The organism is Methanosphaerula palustris E1-9c, from assembly GCF_000021965.1.
GTDB classification, from domain to species: Archaea; Halobacteriota; Methanomicrobia; order Methanomicrobiales; family Methanospirillaceae; genus Methanosphaerula; species Methanosphaerula palustris.
On the sequence record NC_011832.1, the window covers coordinates 370340 to 386895 of the forward strand.

Genomic DNA, 16556 nt, shown 5'->3' on the forward strand with positions numbered 1-16556 from the left:
CGATGACAGACTTTCATGAATTTTTCCAGGAGAAGACGATCCTCGTCACCGGCGGGGCCGGCGCGATCGGCGGGAACCTCGTGCGGCGACTGAACAACCTCGGGGCGAAGAAGATCCTGATCCTCGACAGCCTCTCGTCCTCCTATGAATGGAACATGGAGGCTGGGGATCGGATTCAGTTCATCAAGGGGGATATCCTCGACGAGGAGAAACTGCGGTGGACGTTCAAGCAGAAGCCTGACATCGTCTACCACCTCGCGGCCCACTTCGCGAATCAGAACTCGGTCGACAACCCCGAGACCGATCTGATGGTCAACGGCATCGGGATCCTGAAGGTTCTTCAGTACGCCCAGATGGTCGGCGTCGAGCGGTTCGTCTACTCATCGTCGGGCTGCGGGGTCTACGGCCTCGAGTCAAAGATGCCGTTTAAAGAGGACGACGTCTCGATCCACCTCCACACCCCCTACCAGGTTACGAAACTGCTCGGGGAGCTGTACACCAATTACTTCCACAACATGTACGACCTCCCGATCGTGAACGCCCGGTTCTTCAACTCCTACGGTCCGGGGGAGGTGCCTGGCCGGTACCGGAATGTGATCCCGAACTTTTTCTACTGGGCGATGAAGGGGCTGCCCCTGCCGATCACCGGCGAAGGGACCGAGACCCGCGACTGGACCTACGTCGGTGATATCGTGAACGGCCTGTTACTGATGGCCTACCGGGACGAGGCCATCGGCGAGGCGTTCAACCTCGGCAACGGGGAGGAGCAGCGGGTGATCGATATGGCAAATACGGTGAACGCCCTGACCGGGAATGAGGCAGGGATCACGTTCACCCCGCGGAGGGACTGGGACGTGAAGACGCGGCTCCTCTCCTGTATCGATAAGTCACGAGTTGTCCTTGGGTACGAACCGCAGACGACGTTCTCGAAGGGTCTGGAGAATACGTACGAGTGGTTTGTCGAGAACTGGGAGAGCATCGATACGCACGCGGAGTTCCCCAGAGTTCGTAGAGATGTAAAGAATGAACAGGATCAGGGTGTTCTCACCAAACCCCCGAATTGCGTCAGGTATCCGAATTCTGATGGAGATTCGTCTCCCTCAACCATATAATTTGTTATGCCATCGATACTCGAGGCAGACTGAATGAAGATCTTTGTCGTCCAGGAGTCAAACTTTATCGCCCGCGGGCCCCACCAGAGTCACCACCTCCTGGAACGGCTCGTCCAGCGGGGGCACGACGTCCGGGTGATCGACTTCGACATCCTCTGGCGGACCAAAGAGGAGCGAAAGATCATTCTGTCGCGCAGGGTCTTCACTGCCCGCGCCAAGGCGGTCCCCGGGGCCGATATCACGGTCATTCGGCCATCAATCATCCAGCTCCCGGTCCTCGAGTACGTTTCCCTCCTCTATTCCCACGGAAAGGAGTTGATCCACCAGATCGACGAGTATAAACCCGATGTCGTGATCGGGTTTGGCATCCTGAACACGCGCATGGCCATCACCCTCTGCCACCGACGGGGTATCCCCTTCATCTCGTACGTCATCGACGAGCTCCACCGGCTCGTGCCGCAAAGGCCCTTTCGGTGGCTTGCACGCGCTGTTGAAGGCAGCAGTTATGCCTCGGCCGACCTCGTCCTTTCCATCAATGAGGGGCTCAGGGACTATACTATCAAGATGGGGGCCCCCCGCGAGAGGACCCAGGTGATCCGGGCTGGTGTCGACCTCGCATGGTTCAGTGCTGTCGACCGGGAGAAGAAACGACGGGAACTCGGCCTTGTCGACGATGATATCGTCCTCTTCTTCATGGGCTGGCTCTACGACTTCTCCGGGTTGAAGGAGGTGATCGACGGGCTGATCGAGCGGCGAGATATGCCCAACCTGAAACTGCTCGTCGTCGGGCAGGGGGACCTCTGGGAGTACATTCAGGAGATCAAAGCGATCGATGGGATGGACGAGCGGGTGATTACCGTTGGCTGGCAGCCCTACGACTCCATCCCTGAGTTCATCGCGGCCGGTGATATCTGTCTCCTCCCTGCCCGGAAGAACGGGATCATGAAGAACATCGTGCCGATCAAGATGTACGAGTACATGGCCGCCGGCAAGCCGGTTATCGCCACCAGCCTGTCCGGTCTGAAGAAGGAGTTCGGGGCCGGCAACGGCGTCGTCTACATCGATTCCCCTGGAGAGGCGGTGGCCACCGCCATCGAGCTCGCGGAGAATGGGACGTGCGAGGAGTATGGGAGACGCTCTCGTCTCTTCGTCGAACCGAACGATTGGAATACCATCACTGATTCTTTTGAAGAGTCGTTGGAGTTGATTATCCATGCCAATTGAATATCGTGCATATTTGCTAGAGTTACTGATTCGAAACAGAAGGTTTTCAACAGTCTGGACTTTATCGAATGGAAGGATCAACCTGAAGAGGAACATGACTCAGGGAAAGAACGTCGTTGCGTACGAACAGATCTTTTGCACCATTGCCGGCGACGGTACCTTTTCCGAGAGATCATCTCCTTCGAGGAGCAGATGGACTGGGGTGTGAAAACCCGGTTGATATCCTGCATTACTAAAGCGGAGGATAAACTCGAATATTCACCTCATATTAAGTTCGGAAATGGATTGAAAGAAACACACAAGTGGTTTGCTGAGAATTGGGATGCTATTGAGATGGGTGTGGAGTTTCCATAATGAAACAATCTTTAAAAAGGGATTATACCTCCGATGAGAAGAAAAGAATGGAGGCAAAATTTTGGAAGGGTAAGACTGATTATACTGCCCTCCCCTCTAAAGAAAGCGATATCCGATTTAATGACTGGAATACCTTTTTATTGGATTCTGTGTTAAAATCGGTTGAAATTAACAATAAAATTATATTAAATGTAGGTGGGGGAAATGGCAATGAGGCAGAATTTTTACTTACTCACGGTGCAAAGGCTGTGGTATTAATAGATATTTCTCCCGGACAACTGGCAGGTGCCCAAATAAGAATTGAACAACGCGGATTAAAAAATTTGGAACTCGTGCATTGTGATTCAGAGAACCTTGGAATAAAAGAAAATTCTTGCGATGTTGGATTAATTTTTATGGCATTACACCATTTTCCGAATCATGAATACGCTGTAAATGAATTGTGTAGGGCATCAAAAAATGTATTAATAATCGATATTATGAATTGTGGTTTAACTCAATTATTTAATAAATTTGGCTTTTTTTTAAAAGAGGGTCCCTGTTTAATTAATCGAGTAAAAGAAGACGTGATTCAGCAGATCTTTATAAAAAACAATTTTTCTTTTACAATTCATTATTATTTTGTTCCACCCTACTATGGCAATAATAGAATATTAATTGCAGGTATCCGCAGCGGGGAAAAGATGGTCAATTTTTTAATCTCTAAAAATCGTATTTTTGCAAATTTTTTTGGAAATATCGCAATTATTGAGGGTATTCCATGAATAATGGGACAATAAAAAAACACAGTGTTTCCACCACAGTGTACGTTCAGAATCTTGACTGGGGCACCATAACAGATACATTTGAATACACAATAAAAGAGGTATGTTAAGATGAAAGATTACCTGGCGAGCATAATAAAGGTTTCAAATCTCCACGAAGACATCATCAATAGTCTCGAATTCATCAAATGGAAGGATTCTATTCGTAATGGTTCCATGGTTTTTATAAAACCAAATTTTACCTATCCATTCTATAAAGAGGGTATCACCACTAACCCCGTGGTCTTGAAAGAGATTCTGGCTATCCTCAAAGATCGGGCTGGGCGGGTTATTGTTGGAGAATCTAATGGCGGGAATCATTCATTCACTGCGAATCAAGCCTTCAAAGGTCATGGGATGCCCGAAATTTGCAAAGAAACCGGTGCTGAACTTGTCAATCTGTCAACACTTCCTTCACGATTTATTGAAGATACGATTCAAGGAAAAAGGGTTAAAGTCCAGGTACCTGATCTTCTTGTTGACGAAATCGACTGTTTCATCTCAGTTCCCGTTCTCAAAGTGCATGTGATGACTACCATCACTCTGAGCATGAAGAATCTGTGGGGTTGTTATCCCGATACCATGCGATGCCTGCAACACAAGTATTTGAGCAGGAAATTGACCCTTCTCACAAAGGTGATTAAACCGAAGATCGTTCTGATCGATGGGACGTATGCCCTCAATGGTCATGGTCCGATGTATGGTGAACCGGTGAAAACAGATCTCCTGATAGCGGCAAACAATCCGGTTGTAGCCGATGCATTTGGTTCAACGCTTATGGGGATACCGGCCTCAAGAGTTGAGCATATTATGTTTGCAGAGAAGGAAGGACTCGGTACAACAGATCTTGATGCAGTTCAATTCAATGATGACTGGAAAAAATATCAGTTGCAATTTCAGGTGAATAAAACCCTGATTGACAGTCTTTCAACGATCCTATTCAATAGCGAGTGCATGGCGAAACTGGTGATGGATTCCCCCATGAAGCCGATAATCTATGGTGTTGCATCGAAATTGAGAAATAAGAATGAACAGAATGTTGTCGATGAACTTGAAGGGAGAGATTAATGCATTTGTTTGGGTGGGTTTCCTTAAGTAGTCCATTTCAACATAAAATTTCCATCATTTTTAAAAAAATTATTCCTAAATCACTCATATTACCTATAATTGAAGGACCCCTTAAAGGGAAAAAGTGGATTGTAAATTCTTCAAATTTAGCATATTATTTAGGCAATTTTGAAAATCGTCAGATGAACATTGTAAAAGATCTATTACATAATGGGGATATTTTTTATGACATCGGGGCTAACGTTGGAACTTATACCTTACTCTCCTCGGAAAAAGTAGGGAATCCAGGAATTGTGGTTGCATTTGAACCATTACCTGCTAATGTAAAAATCCTTAATAAGCATATTCAAATGAACAACTGCACGAATGTCAGGGTGATTGAATGTGCCCTTTCTAATGTATCCGGGGTATCCATGTTTTTTGAACATCCTGATAATACGATGGGATCTATATCAAAAAATGGGAATCTGGAAGTCCCCACATTGACCTTGGACTCTGTTGTTGCTGACGGCATCGCACCACCCCCGGATTTGATTAAAATGGATGTTGAGGGAACTGAATCAATGGTATTATGTGGCGGGTTAGACGTATTGAGAAATTATTGTCCCACACTCCTTATCTCCTTACATTCAGATCAACAAAGAGAGGAATGTATTGATCTATTACGGGGTTTAGGATATTCAATTCAACCGATTGACGATAGAGATCTCTCTCGAACATCTGACATAATTGCTTGTAAGTCTAAGGAAGGATTAAATTATGAAAAATGATGGGGTCTATATTTTTGTGGAACCCCCACTTAATATTCTTCAATGTAAACAAATCGATTTTGAGCATCCCCCTCTCGTATCGTTTGTAATACCTGTCTATAATAGTGAACGCACTATTGAAAAATGTTTAAAAAGTATCCAAGATCAAGATTATCCCAATAAAGAAATAATTATCGTTGACAATGGATCTTCAGATAACACGCTTTCTATTGTGAAAAAATTTACAGATGAAATTTTTTTTGATGATGGCACTTTGGGGAGTGTCCGTCAAACGGGTATCGATAATATGCAAGGGCAGATTGCTGGGATTTTCGATAGTGATGTCTATTTACCTCATAAAAAATGGCTTTCAAATGCTATATGGTATTTCAATTATTCTGAAGATATTGCAACGATTTGGCCAAAAATGAAAGCACCATTAAATGGACCCTTGTTTCAAAGATTGTATTTTAATTTGGCATATCTGATTCTTGAGGATAGAATTGACAAGAATCGTGGTATAATGGGTGGTGGAGGTGCGTTAATCAATAAGAAAGCCATTGATGAAACTGGCGGTTATGATAGAAATGTACATTGGGGGGAGGATTTTGATCTAGCATCAAAATTGAAAAATAAAGGATATAAAATAATCTATTTAAAAGACGCGGTATATCATGACACTGATATGGGATTGTCAATTTCAAAATTTATTAAAAAGCAAATCAGGGGGGCTTCGTCATTATCTACCAATTCTAAAACAAAAATGAATTTATCTAAAAGAGATATGGTCTATGAGAATTTCTTTCTTGGAACCAAAGGCATGATATTTGGATTACTAAAAGAGAGAGATATCTCATGGCTGCTCTTTCCTCTGTTGGTTTTCTTAAGGATGCAAATTTTTCTCTATGTTCATTTATGTAAATTATTAAATGTTCCCCAGGAGAAATAAGATGAAAATACTTCAGATCATCTCCTCTTTCCCACCCGCTTATTCGTATGGGGGGCCCCTTCAGGTTGCATATAATTTATCGAAAAATCTTGTGAAACAAGGGGATGAAGTTACTGTATATAGCACAGATGTCCTCGATCAAACTCATAGGAACAAAAATGTTGAAAATCCTGGGTTTCTTGATGGGATAAAAATATTCAGGTTTAAAAATATCAATAATCGACTGGCATCAAAATATCGAATATCCTGTGCTCCACGTATTGCATATGCATTGAATCTCAATATTAAAAATTATGATATTGTTCATTGTCATGAATATCGCGCATTTGAAGCAATTGTGATGCATCATTATGCAAAAAAATATCATATCCCTTATATTGTTCAGGCTCACGGTGCGGTACTGCCAGTCTTTGAAAAACAAGGAATAAAAAAAATATATGATATTCTTTGGGGAAACCAAATATTAAGAGATGCCTCAAAATTAATTGCGGTATCAAAAGTTGAGAAAGACCAGTACTTGAAAATGGGAATGCCGGAAAACAAAATTGTAATTATTCCAAATGGAATTGATGTGTCTGAATATGAAACACTTCCGGAACGAGGAATATTTCGGAAAAAATATGGAATTGCATCCGATGAAAAAGTCGTTCTCTATTTGGGACGGTTGCATAAAAGAAAAGGAATTGATTTTCTTATTAATACTTTTTCAAGTCTTTTGGACTTAAAAAAGGACAATAAACTAATTATTGCAGGTCCGGATGATGGATTTCTCGAGATCCTTATGGAAATTATAAAAAAATTAAAAATTGGTAAGAATGTTTTGGTTACCGGCTCTCTTTCTAAAGTTGAAAAAATCGAAGCATTCGTTGATGCTGATGTGTTAGTATATCCTGGAATATTGGAAATTTTTGGGCTGGTACCATTTGAAGCTATAATGTGCGGAACACCGGTTATAGTGACGGACGACTGTGGGTGTGGCGAGGTAATTAAAGAAGCTAAATGCGGATATTTAGTAAAGTACGGAGATACTGATGATTTGAGAGGAAGAATATTAAATGTCCTTAATGATGACATCCAATCAAACCTGTTCGTGAGGGATGGGCAAAAATTTATTAAAGATAATTTATCCTGGTCATATCTCATTGAAGTTGTAAAACAAACATATTTGGAATGTATTTCTCAATCAAATGGAGTAAAACATGAATTATAAAACACTTGTATGGGGACTTTCGACGCATGTTCCTGGCCTATATAATTCATTGATTAAAATGCGGAATTCCAGTTCTGGTGGTGCGGCAAAATCCTCTCGATATTGTTATTCAGTCTGGTTACGTCATCTCGTTATGGCAAAAAATCACAACCTGATCAAAAAAGTACCTGAAACAATCGCTGAATTGGGACCCGGTGATTCGTTAGGAGTCGGCATAGCGGCCTTATTGTCGGGATCAAACAGATATTATGCTCTGGATGTTGTACCCCATGCAAACTTGATGCATAATATCTCTGTATTAGATGAATTAGTAAAATTATTTCAGGATCGTGAATCGATCCCGGATGATATTGAATGGCCGGACTTGTTTCCGAAACTTCACTCGTATAAATTTCCTAAAGATATTTTAAGAGATGAAGTTATTGACGCCGCATTAAAGCCTGAACGAATTATTGCAATAAAAGATGCTTTGGTAAATTCAGGTGTCGATTCATCAAATATTGAAATACAGTATTTTGTCCCATGGAACAATTCAGGGATTATCCAAAAAGATTCGGTAGATTTTGTTCTATCTCAGGCTGTCATGGAGCATATAGAAAATCTTGACGAAGCATATTCAGCAATTTTTCAATGGCTGCGTGCGGGAGGGATTTTTTCCATGGAAATTGATTTTTCAAATCATGTCATGGCAAAAAAATGGAATGAACACTGGCGGTATTCGGATTTTATATGGAATAATTTAATCTGGGGGAAACGACCGTATTCGTTAAATCGACAGCCGGCATCCATTCATCTCTCATTGATGAATAATAATAATCTCAAAATAATATGTGATTTTCCTCAGTATAATCATTCTGGGATTAAAAGATCTGAACTTAATAAAAAATTTGAATACATAACGGATGATGATTTATATATAAATAATACTTTTATTCAAGGTATTAAAAGGTAGCGTGCCTAAAATGATTTAAAAATAAAAATGCCCTGTATCCAACCTAGAATTGCTAGAAAGGTGAAACAGGGCCATGATACCATTATCATTTATCGAAGAGATCATCCCAAAACAACGATGAGACCAACGGTCACAGGCTCAACCAATGAAAATACTCATCTTCATGTTTGTCTATGGCATGTTTCTGGCAGAGCAGGTTGAAGAGTTTTTAAGTTGAGGAGCCTGTTCCTAAAACTAACCAGATTATGCATTGAACTGACATTCCGCACTAATTTTTCAGTCGATAATATTTTTCGCATTCAGGCCCAAGCAGCCCCAGAATTCGGTTCAAGAGATCATTGAGACCCAGTATCATCTTCTGTCTATCGTCCCCCCATGAGTATACTTGGACTTCGATTGCCCGGAAGAGGAAGAAGATCCTTTTGAGGGTCGGCTTTTGTGTTGGTCTTCGCTCCGGGTTCGGGATGGTTTCATTCCGCTCTTTGAGCGCCTTTCTGACTCTGAATTCAGCTAGGCTATAAATGAAGAGTGAGAGGGTCATGATCATGGCCAGTGCTTCAATTTGTGTATTCTTCTTGAGGAATATCTCAGATACCCGGAACGAGTTATCCTTCAGGAATCGAAATCCACGCTCGACCTGTGCCTGATTCTTATAATTAGCCAGTAGTCTGTCGGGATCGAGGTTGAGATCATTGGTTGCCAGCACGAATCGTCCCAATTTTTTTCTTCCAGCATAGTATCCCCTATTCGGTTCAATCTCCGCCTCGATCCGATACCCGACCTCCATCGCCTCCCCATTTCGTGGCCTTCCTCGAAGCCCATTCTTCTTTTTGGGGATCTGCTGGATATCAGATGACATGATCTGACACTCTGGATGTTCATCATACCATTGATCCAGAGCTCTCTGTGCATCCGGTTCACAGGCATATTCCTGATGCATGATCCTGCCCTGCGATGTTCGTGCTTTCGTTATTTTCTTCTCAATCGTAGCATCAAACGTCTTTTCAATTCGTTTCTGGAGTTCACTCGACTGATAGACGATCCAGTGTTGAGGGATACCACCGTAGTCCGAAATGACCTGCTGGTATGAATAGCGCGGATCCTCACAGTGATGGAAGGGTTCCTCGGTCTCATAGAGTTCCCGAATACCGCCAACTGGGGTTGGCACCCGGGTGATCCAGAAACTTCGGTTGAGTCTGGTGAGATTTTCAGCGCTTTAGAGCGCTGAATTGGCGATATAGTAGACCTTTCTGTCGAACTTCAAACTCTTCTGCAGGGGTTTCAATCATCGCGATAATGCTCTGTTTATCCGATTCATTCACCGAAAACGTCTGTATGAAGAGCGGGATCCCGACTTGGTTTGTCGCAAGACAATCCTCGTTCTTTCATCTCATCGAAGAGCCCGGACCAGAAGGTTTCATTCTCACATGTAGCAATCCGGGCTCCCAGGATCTCTCGATATCCATCCTCCCGAACTCCGGCTGTCACCAGAAGTGCCTTGGAGACACATCTGGGTCCATCTCGGACCTTAAAATACGATGCATCGACGTAAAGGTAAGGAATCGATCGTTCTATCGGTCGATTGAGAAAAGCCTTCACCTGATCGTCGAGATCATGTGAGATCCGTGAAACCGAGGATAGAAAGAGTTGTTTCATACCCGGATGCGCGACGATCTCCTGAACTTCTCTGGTTGAAACTCCCTATAGATACGATTGGCGATGGCGTTCATTAGTGCCTTCTCGATCCGGGCGTATCGCCCGAAGATCTGAGTCTTGAAGGGTTTTCTCCCGAAACTGATATTTTGTGAGAGTAACATCCCCGTAGCGAGTTGTGAGGGATCGGGATCGAGAACCGTTTCGACGGCAGTTTCTCGTTGAAGTTCGTTTATAGGGATTGGCACCCACTTGTTGATAGGCTTTGAGCTGCATTATCTGGTTCAAAAACTAGGTGATGAGAATGCGCATCCCTTCGTCCTTGTCGGAAAGATAATCTTCGATAAATGATAATGGTATCATGGCCCTGTTTCACCTTTCATGCAATTTTAGGTTGGATACAGGGCATTTTTATTTTTACATCACTTTTGGCACGCTACCAGATCGAGCAGTGAGAGATCGTAACCGTGGTGCTGAATCAAAGCAAAGATCTGGTCAGATCTCCTCTGAGTATTGATACTGGTGAAATCGAGATTTGCTCCTTCGATTGGCAATGACGATATTCAGATATATGAATTTGTGGTGAGAGGAGTGGCAGAAGGTATTTTTAATGTGTGAGAAATAAATCATCATGGAGTCAAGGAAAGCAATTTCCCGAAAAGATGTTGATGTAACATGTTTCTAGCTTAATTAATCTGGCGGTGGATTATCATACCTCATGAAAATAAAAATTGTATTGGTGTTGTCACACCTCCTATCGGGACTCATAGTTTAACACCTTTGTCAAATCTTATTGAATTGTTGTCAGTTCATTCTAAACCACTTTATCTTATAACCGGAAATGAGGGTTTTAATTATTTCAGAGATGATCCAAGGATTGTTACATTAGGGACAGACCATGATGGAGCAATGAATATTTTTTTGAGAATTCTAAAATATACACTTCTTCAGATCAGAATATCGCACTTATTACTAAAAATAAACAAAAAATGTGACCTATTTATATTTTTTTTAGGTGGTGAAGACTTAGTATTCCCAATGATTATTGCAAAAATTTTTAAAAAGAAAGTTGTTGTAATTTTTTCAGGATCCTCAGTTCACACATTATATTACGATAATTTAGTTTTTGGGTTAAAGATTTTGACTAATATTAATTGCACATTATGTTATAAAATTGTCCTATACTCAGAAAGATTAATAAAAGAATGGAATCTTGAGAGATATCAAAACAAAATTCTCATCGCCCAAAACCACATTGTTGATCTTTCAAATTTCCGGGTCGAAACACCCTTATCAGAGCGACCACCTCTTATTGGCTATTTTGGTCGTTTAAGTAAAGAAAAAGGGATTATTAATTTTATCCAATCACTTCCAATATTACTTCAACGTCTGCCTGAATTGCAGGTAATAATTGGGGGAAACGGGGCTCAATATCAATATATAATGACATATATTGATGAAAATAACTTAACAGACCATGTCAAAATTATTGGTTGGGTTCCACATAAAGATCTCCCTAAATATCTTAATGGATTAAGGCTTGTTGTCATTCCATCTTATACTGAAGGTCTGCCTAACATTATGCTTGAGGCTATGGCATGTGGAACCCCTGTATTAACAACTCTTGTCGGGGCGATACCAGATGTCATACAAGATGGAATAACAGGATTTATCATGACAGATAACTCTCCTGAATGTATCGCAGAGAATATAACTCGTGCAATTCAATCAGCCGATTTGGGAAATGTTGGAAAAAATGGTGAATTTTTTGTTCAAAATAATTATTCCTTGGAAGAAGTTACAAAGAAATGGAAGTGGGTAGTAAATGACATAAGATACTAATTCTGAAATTAAAATTCTATAAAGACTTTGAGGGATCCAGAAAGCAGTTGGTGACGGCGTTCCAAAAAGGTTCGTAGCAGATGTGTGAGGACTATACCCCACACATGTCCATCCCCCAAAAAAACTCGAATATAAATAGAAATTTGATGACGGACAAAAGATATGGATCAATGAATGAAGAATGATCCCACCACGGTGACGAGGCTTTGCATTATGGCTGAAATCCAAGGCGCTTCCATACTGAAAATTGATTGGTGGTTGAAGGACGACAAGGTTTAAAGTAAATGTAGGATTGGGACAGTCAAATGATCATTTTTTAAATGCCTCACAATAATATCTTAACAGGGGTATAGTCCATAGAAATTGAGAATGTTACCGGGAATATCACCTTCTTTCTATATAGTGACATCATCCCATTGAAGGTTCATTAGAAAATATCGTGAGATACGAGAAATGTTTGATAATCTGTTATTGGAAAAAAACATGGATCGAATCTCGAAATGTATCTCGATAATTGGATATATCTTCATCTGCTGTGGGACTAGTATTATTTTTTTTTATGGGCCAAGTACTAGGTACGAATTTTCTATTTACGATGTATACCCCAAATATTTTTGGGGATTATTGATTTCAGCAACATTCATAGGTCAGTTGCTCATTATTAAAGAAATCTTTAGAAAATCTGAGAAGCAATGGTGGCTACATGGTCTCATAATTATCCTTCTTTCAGACGCGATTCAACTTTTTTTACCCCTTATCAGGGGATATCATAGTACGGGCATCGGCGACGTTATGACGGAGATAGCATATATGCTCGATATCATCTATTCCGGAGTAATCGGCCAAACTAATCAATATCCTGCTGATCACTTGATTGGAGTGGTCTTCTATTGGATCTCTGGGATCTCGCTCTCGGACGTTACGATGATCATCCCGCCTATATTTTCTCTGTTCTTCATCATTTCCATGTATGTTCTCGGACGAAATCTTTTCAGTGATAGGAGGTTGCCATTTCTTATCGTTATCTTTGCTACTCCGCTCTATTTCGGCAGTTATAACGTTCATTTTTTACCAAATGCTCAAGCGATGATGTTACTGCCTTTGAATCTCTTCATATTGGCAAAGATTATTCAGGGGAACTGTGTAAAGCAATTTGTTTTCATTCTAACCGTCATGAGTATTCTCCTCGTTTTTTTTCATCCACTTATCACGGTCACGAACATCATTATTCTAATAATCGCGAAATTAATCCAGCGCCTGATGTCAGATATGGATAAGAAGGATAAAACCAAACTCCCAATCAATTACGCTCTTCTAATTTCTTTCTGTTTTTTTGTATTATGGGAACGGGGTTTCGTGGTTGTATTGAAAGCGCCGGGTCCACTTATTTCATATCTTTTAGGAGGAGAGGGGGCATCATCAATTTATGAGAGTTACTCTAAAACTATTTCTACAGTCTCAGTTGATATAGGATATCTCATTCGGTTAGCTTTCAACATGTATGGCCAGTACCTCGTTATGGCAATTCTCTCTCTCCTGTGCTTTGGTATCGTCCTATTCTTGATAAAAGAAAAAAGCACCGAACTTCCATTTTTTTTAATCTTTTCGATAGCCGGTTTCTTTATATTTGGTTTTATTACGTTTCTCTTATTCTTCTCCGGAATCACGTTCAATTTCGATCGGTTTTTGAAGTTGATGATGATTTTTTCGATGAGTTTGATACCGTTCACAATAATGCTAGTATTGCGTCTTCGACCATCACACTCTTGGGTGAAGATATCTATTGCGGTGGGTCTTTTCATTTGCGTGGTCATAGTGTCGTTTTTTTCTACATTCAATCTCTACGATTCTCCATTGATCAAACAAGCAAATCAACAGGTTACCGAGAGTGAATATCAGGGGATGACAACGTTCTTCGAGATTCGAGATAATACGACCCCGATAATAGAACATGGTCTCTATGTCTTCAGATATTATCAAGCGATCTTCGGCATAGATTCATCGCAAATACAAGATCTTTACGGAACTAATGCGATTGATCATTTTGGGTACGGCGGGAATACAACATTGGGAGGGAAATCTGGAACCCACTATTTACTGATGAATACACAGGGACGGTATGTTTACCAGAATGTATATCCCGAATTTTCTGAGTCATGGCGGTTCACTCCAACAGATTACAATCTTTTAGATAATGATAACCAGATTCATCTAACGTATGAAAATGGGAACCTACAAGTATACATAATTGTGAGATCATCCTGATAATCATTGTTTTATCCCTTGCCCTCTATTCAATAAATATTTGGAGAACCAACCGATAAATTCGAAAAATTCGGTAGCGTGCCGAAAGTGATATAAAAGTAAAAAGGCCCTGTATTCAACCTAGAATTACAAGAAAGATAAATCAGGGCCATGATATCATTATCTGGCACTCCACACTAATTTTTCAGTCGAGCTCATCCAAAAAATCTCGTGGATCAGAAAAAAAGAATGAATACAGGAAACTATGTCCTAATCACTGTGGAGTTTGGGCTTGAGGTTGGCCGTGCCCTTATCTTGGGTGATGGTATCGAGAACTGAATGGTGGAGAACGAGAAAGCGCCCCCCGACGTGGTCGCGAACTCGCCGTCCATCTTTGAGGGAGAAGACGGTGTCGTTCGGGAGGTTATGAAGTTGGATGGTGACCAGGTCCCCGTCAACGACCCGTTCTGGCTGGACTCGACGGCAATAACGCCGGCATCAGGGGCATATCGTCTTACTTGGGACACTTATCGTTAAAGAATCCCAACAGTTAATCAACTGAGCAGCCAATATCAAGTAGCATTATCTTGAGGCCTATCCGTGGAGATCAAAACAATCGATAAATTCACCAAACAGTTCCCGTGGAACCTCGCCGCGAATATCGCCTATTTTTTGGTCAGTATTATCATTGGAGTTCTCCTCGTCCCGTATTTTATCTCCACGCTAGGAATCGCTGCGTATGGCCTTATACCACTTGTAACTTCCATTACGGGTTACGTTGCGATCATTGTCCAATCACTCAATACTGCAGTCACACGCTTCCTGACCGTTGACCTTCAACACGAAGACTACGGGGCGGCTAATAAAACCTTTAGTACAGCCTTTTTTGGATTGACAGCCATCGTCCTGCTGATGGTCCCCGTCGTTATAGCAGTAGCGTTTTTCGTCCCTGCTATCTTCAAAGTCCCATCTGGTCAGGAACAGGGCGTAATTTTTCTTTTTCTCGGTGTCTGTGGATCTGTTCTTTTAAGGGCTTGGAGCGGAAACTTCACGGTTCAGCTCTTCGCTTATAATCGCCTCGATCTCCAGAACATCGTCAACCTGACAAATCTTTTCGTTCAAACGGTGTTAATTGTCATTCTTTTTATACTGCTCGGCCCTGACCTTGCCTTTGTTGGTGCAGCTTTCCTTGTGGGAGCAATCGTAGCATCCATGGTTTCAATCATCCTAGCCAAGGGAATCTGCCCATTTCTCAACGTTTCAATTCGTGATTTCGACAGAACAAGAGTGCGCAACCTGCTGAGCATGGGTGGCTGGGTTATGATTGACCAAGTGGGAGCATTGTTCTTATTTCAGGTAGATCTAATCGTGGTGAACTTGCTATTCGGGGCGATTCCTACCGGCGAATATGCTATCGCCCAACAATGGGGGCAATTTTTACGTTCAATAGCATTCACGCTTGCAGCTGTATTAGCCCCAACAATTTTGAGTTTCTATGCACTTAGTCGAACAGATTCCCTGGTTCAAATGACTTCGAGCGCGATAAAATTCTTGGGACTTTCCATGGCCTTACCAGCGGGTCTTATCTGTGGTTTTTCCCCTCAATTGCTAACAATATGGGTAGGTCCAGAATATGCCAGACTGGCACCACTCCTGGTGCTCCTTACAGCTCCTAATGCAATTATTATGGCCGTTCAACCACTTTTTTCGGTAAACATAGCATATAATAGAGTTAGGATACCAGGCATAGTCACAATCATCTTTGGAACTGCGAATTTTATATTGGCTATCGCCTTTTCGTTAGTTCCAGGATTGGGATATTACGGGGTTGCACTGGCCAATTTCCTAATTCTCACTGTAAGGCATATTCTCTTTGTTCCGTGGTACGCTTCCAGGATTCAACAAATTTCAATAGTAAATTTCATCACACCGTTGATTCCCGGGACGGTTGCCCTATTAATCATAGGAGGGGTAATCGCCTGTATAGCAATGGTCTTTTCCATTAATTCCATCATGTCATTGATAATTTGTGGAACAGTGATTGCAATCATTTATGGTGTCATGGTTCTTAGATTTGGCCTCACCGAATTTGAGAAACAGTTAATTGTATCATTGATTCCTTCAGGACGGATTAAAACAAAAATTGAGAGGAGAATGTGAATGGATATTATACCAACGGCTTGGGAAATATTGGAAAAGAAAAATTTCACTCGAAGGATAATTGTTAATAACCTGATGACATTTTTATTATAATAAGGAATTTTAATGAATTCTATTTGATCTAAACAATTATAATAAACTCGATCTTTATCCAGACGATCCTGAAATTCAAAGTTTTCTGGTGATATCTTAGGCTCCTTGGTTAACCCGACATTGTACGAGAATTCAGATAATAA

Annotated in this window: 13 protein-coding genes and 2 pseudogenes; 13 read left to right on the top strand and 2 right to left on the bottom strand. The window is 41.6% G+C overall.

Annotated elements, in window-relative coordinates:
* Window positions 1–2: 2 nt before the first annotated feature.
* From MPAL_RS01800 to MPAL_RS01835, 9 genes are all read left to right on the top strand, one after another.
* Window positions 3–1112, top strand: coding sequence for an NAD-dependent epimerase/dehydratase family protein (locus MPAL_RS01800; protein ID WP_012617048.1), 1110 nt, complete (start codon window positions 3–5; stop codon window positions 1110–1112).
* Between the two features lie 33 nt (window positions 1113–1145).
* Entirely contained in the window at window positions 1146–2336 is a 1191-nt protein-coding gene (locus MPAL_RS01805; protein ID WP_012617049.1) for a glycosyltransferase family 4 protein, read from the top strand.
* Window positions 2337–2528: 192 nt separating this feature from the next.
* Complete coding sequence (locus MPAL_RS16085; protein ID WP_158303602.1) at window positions 2529–2690, top strand: hypothetical protein; 162 nt, start codon at window positions 2529–2531, stop codon at window positions 2688–2690.
* Window positions 2690–3454: a class I SAM-dependent methyltransferase gene (locus tag MPAL_RS14095; protein WP_012617050.1), complete on the top strand. Its 765-nt coding sequence runs from the start codon at window positions 2690–2692 to the stop codon at window positions 3452–3454. The genes MPAL_RS16085 and MPAL_RS14095 overlap by 1 nt, the downstream gene beginning before the upstream one ends.
* Before the next feature lie 111 nt (window positions 3455–3565).
* Complete coding sequence (locus MPAL_RS01815) at window positions 3566–4561, top strand: DUF362 domain-containing protein (RefSeq protein WP_012617051.1); 996 nt, start codon at window positions 3566–3568, stop codon at window positions 4559–4561.
* A complete protein-coding gene (locus MPAL_RS01820; protein WP_012617052.1) occupies window positions 4561–5331 on the top strand; it encodes an FkbM family methyltransferase in 771 nt (256 codons plus the stop codon). Before MPAL_RS01815 ends, MPAL_RS01820 begins: the two co-directional genes overlap by 1 nt.
* On the top strand, window positions 5321–6259 hold the full coding sequence (locus tag MPAL_RS01825; protein WP_012617053.1) for a glycosyltransferase: 939 nt from the start codon (window positions 5321–5323) through the stop codon (window positions 6257–6259). The genes MPAL_RS01820 and MPAL_RS01825 overlap by 11 nt, the downstream gene beginning before the upstream one ends.
* Window position 6260: 1 nt before the next feature.
* Complete coding sequence (locus tag MPAL_RS01830) at window positions 6261–7469, top strand: glycosyltransferase (protein WP_012617054.1); 1209 nt, start codon at window positions 6261–6263, stop codon at window positions 7467–7469.
* Window positions 7459–8421 carry a methyltransferase domain-containing protein gene (locus MPAL_RS01835; protein ID WP_012617055.1) on the top strand — a complete coding sequence of 321 codons (963 nt, stop codon included), beginning with the start codon at window positions 7459–7461 and terminating at the stop codon, window positions 8419–8421. The genes MPAL_RS01830 and MPAL_RS01835 overlap by 11 nt, the downstream gene beginning before the upstream one ends.
* A 268-nt stretch (window positions 8422–8689) precedes the next feature.
* On the opposite strand, the pseudogene MPAL_RS01840 reads toward MPAL_RS01835, so the two are convergent.
* A pseudogene (locus MPAL_RS01840) lies at window positions 8690–9625 on the bottom strand (IS1634 family transposase); the annotation flags it as partial.
* 110 nt (window positions 9626–9735) lie between these two features.
* Window positions 9736–10350, bottom strand: a pseudogene (locus MPAL_RS17415) (transposase).
* A gap of 525 nt (window positions 10351–10875) precedes the next feature.
* Here MPAL_RS17415 and MPAL_RS01850 point away from each other — a divergent pair.
* The 4 genes from MPAL_RS01850 to MPAL_RS01865 all read left to right on the top strand — a co-directional run bounded on the left by MPAL_RS01850 (window position 10876) and on the right by MPAL_RS01865 (window position 16320).
* Window positions 10876–11916, top strand: coding sequence for a glycosyltransferase family 4 protein (locus MPAL_RS01850; RefSeq protein WP_148208098.1), 1041 nt, complete (start codon window positions 10876–10878; stop codon window positions 11914–11916).
* An 810-nt stretch (window positions 11917–12726) separates the two neighbouring features.
* On the top strand, window positions 12727–14181 hold the full coding sequence (locus tag MPAL_RS01855) for a DUF6541 family protein (RefSeq protein ID WP_148208099.1): 1455 nt from the start codon (window positions 12727–12729) through the stop codon (window positions 14179–14181).
* A gap of 318 nt (window positions 14182–14499) precedes the next feature.
* Window positions 14500–14697, top strand: coding sequence for a hypothetical protein (locus tag MPAL_RS01860; protein WP_012617058.1), 198 nt, complete (start codon window positions 14500–14502; stop codon window positions 14695–14697).
* Window positions 14698–14760: 63 nt separating this feature from the next.
* Complete coding sequence (locus MPAL_RS01865) at window positions 14761–16320, top strand: oligosaccharide flippase family protein (RefSeq protein ID WP_012617059.1); 1560 nt, start codon at window positions 14761–14763, stop codon at window positions 16318–16320.
* Window positions 16321–16556: the final 236 nt, after the last annotated feature.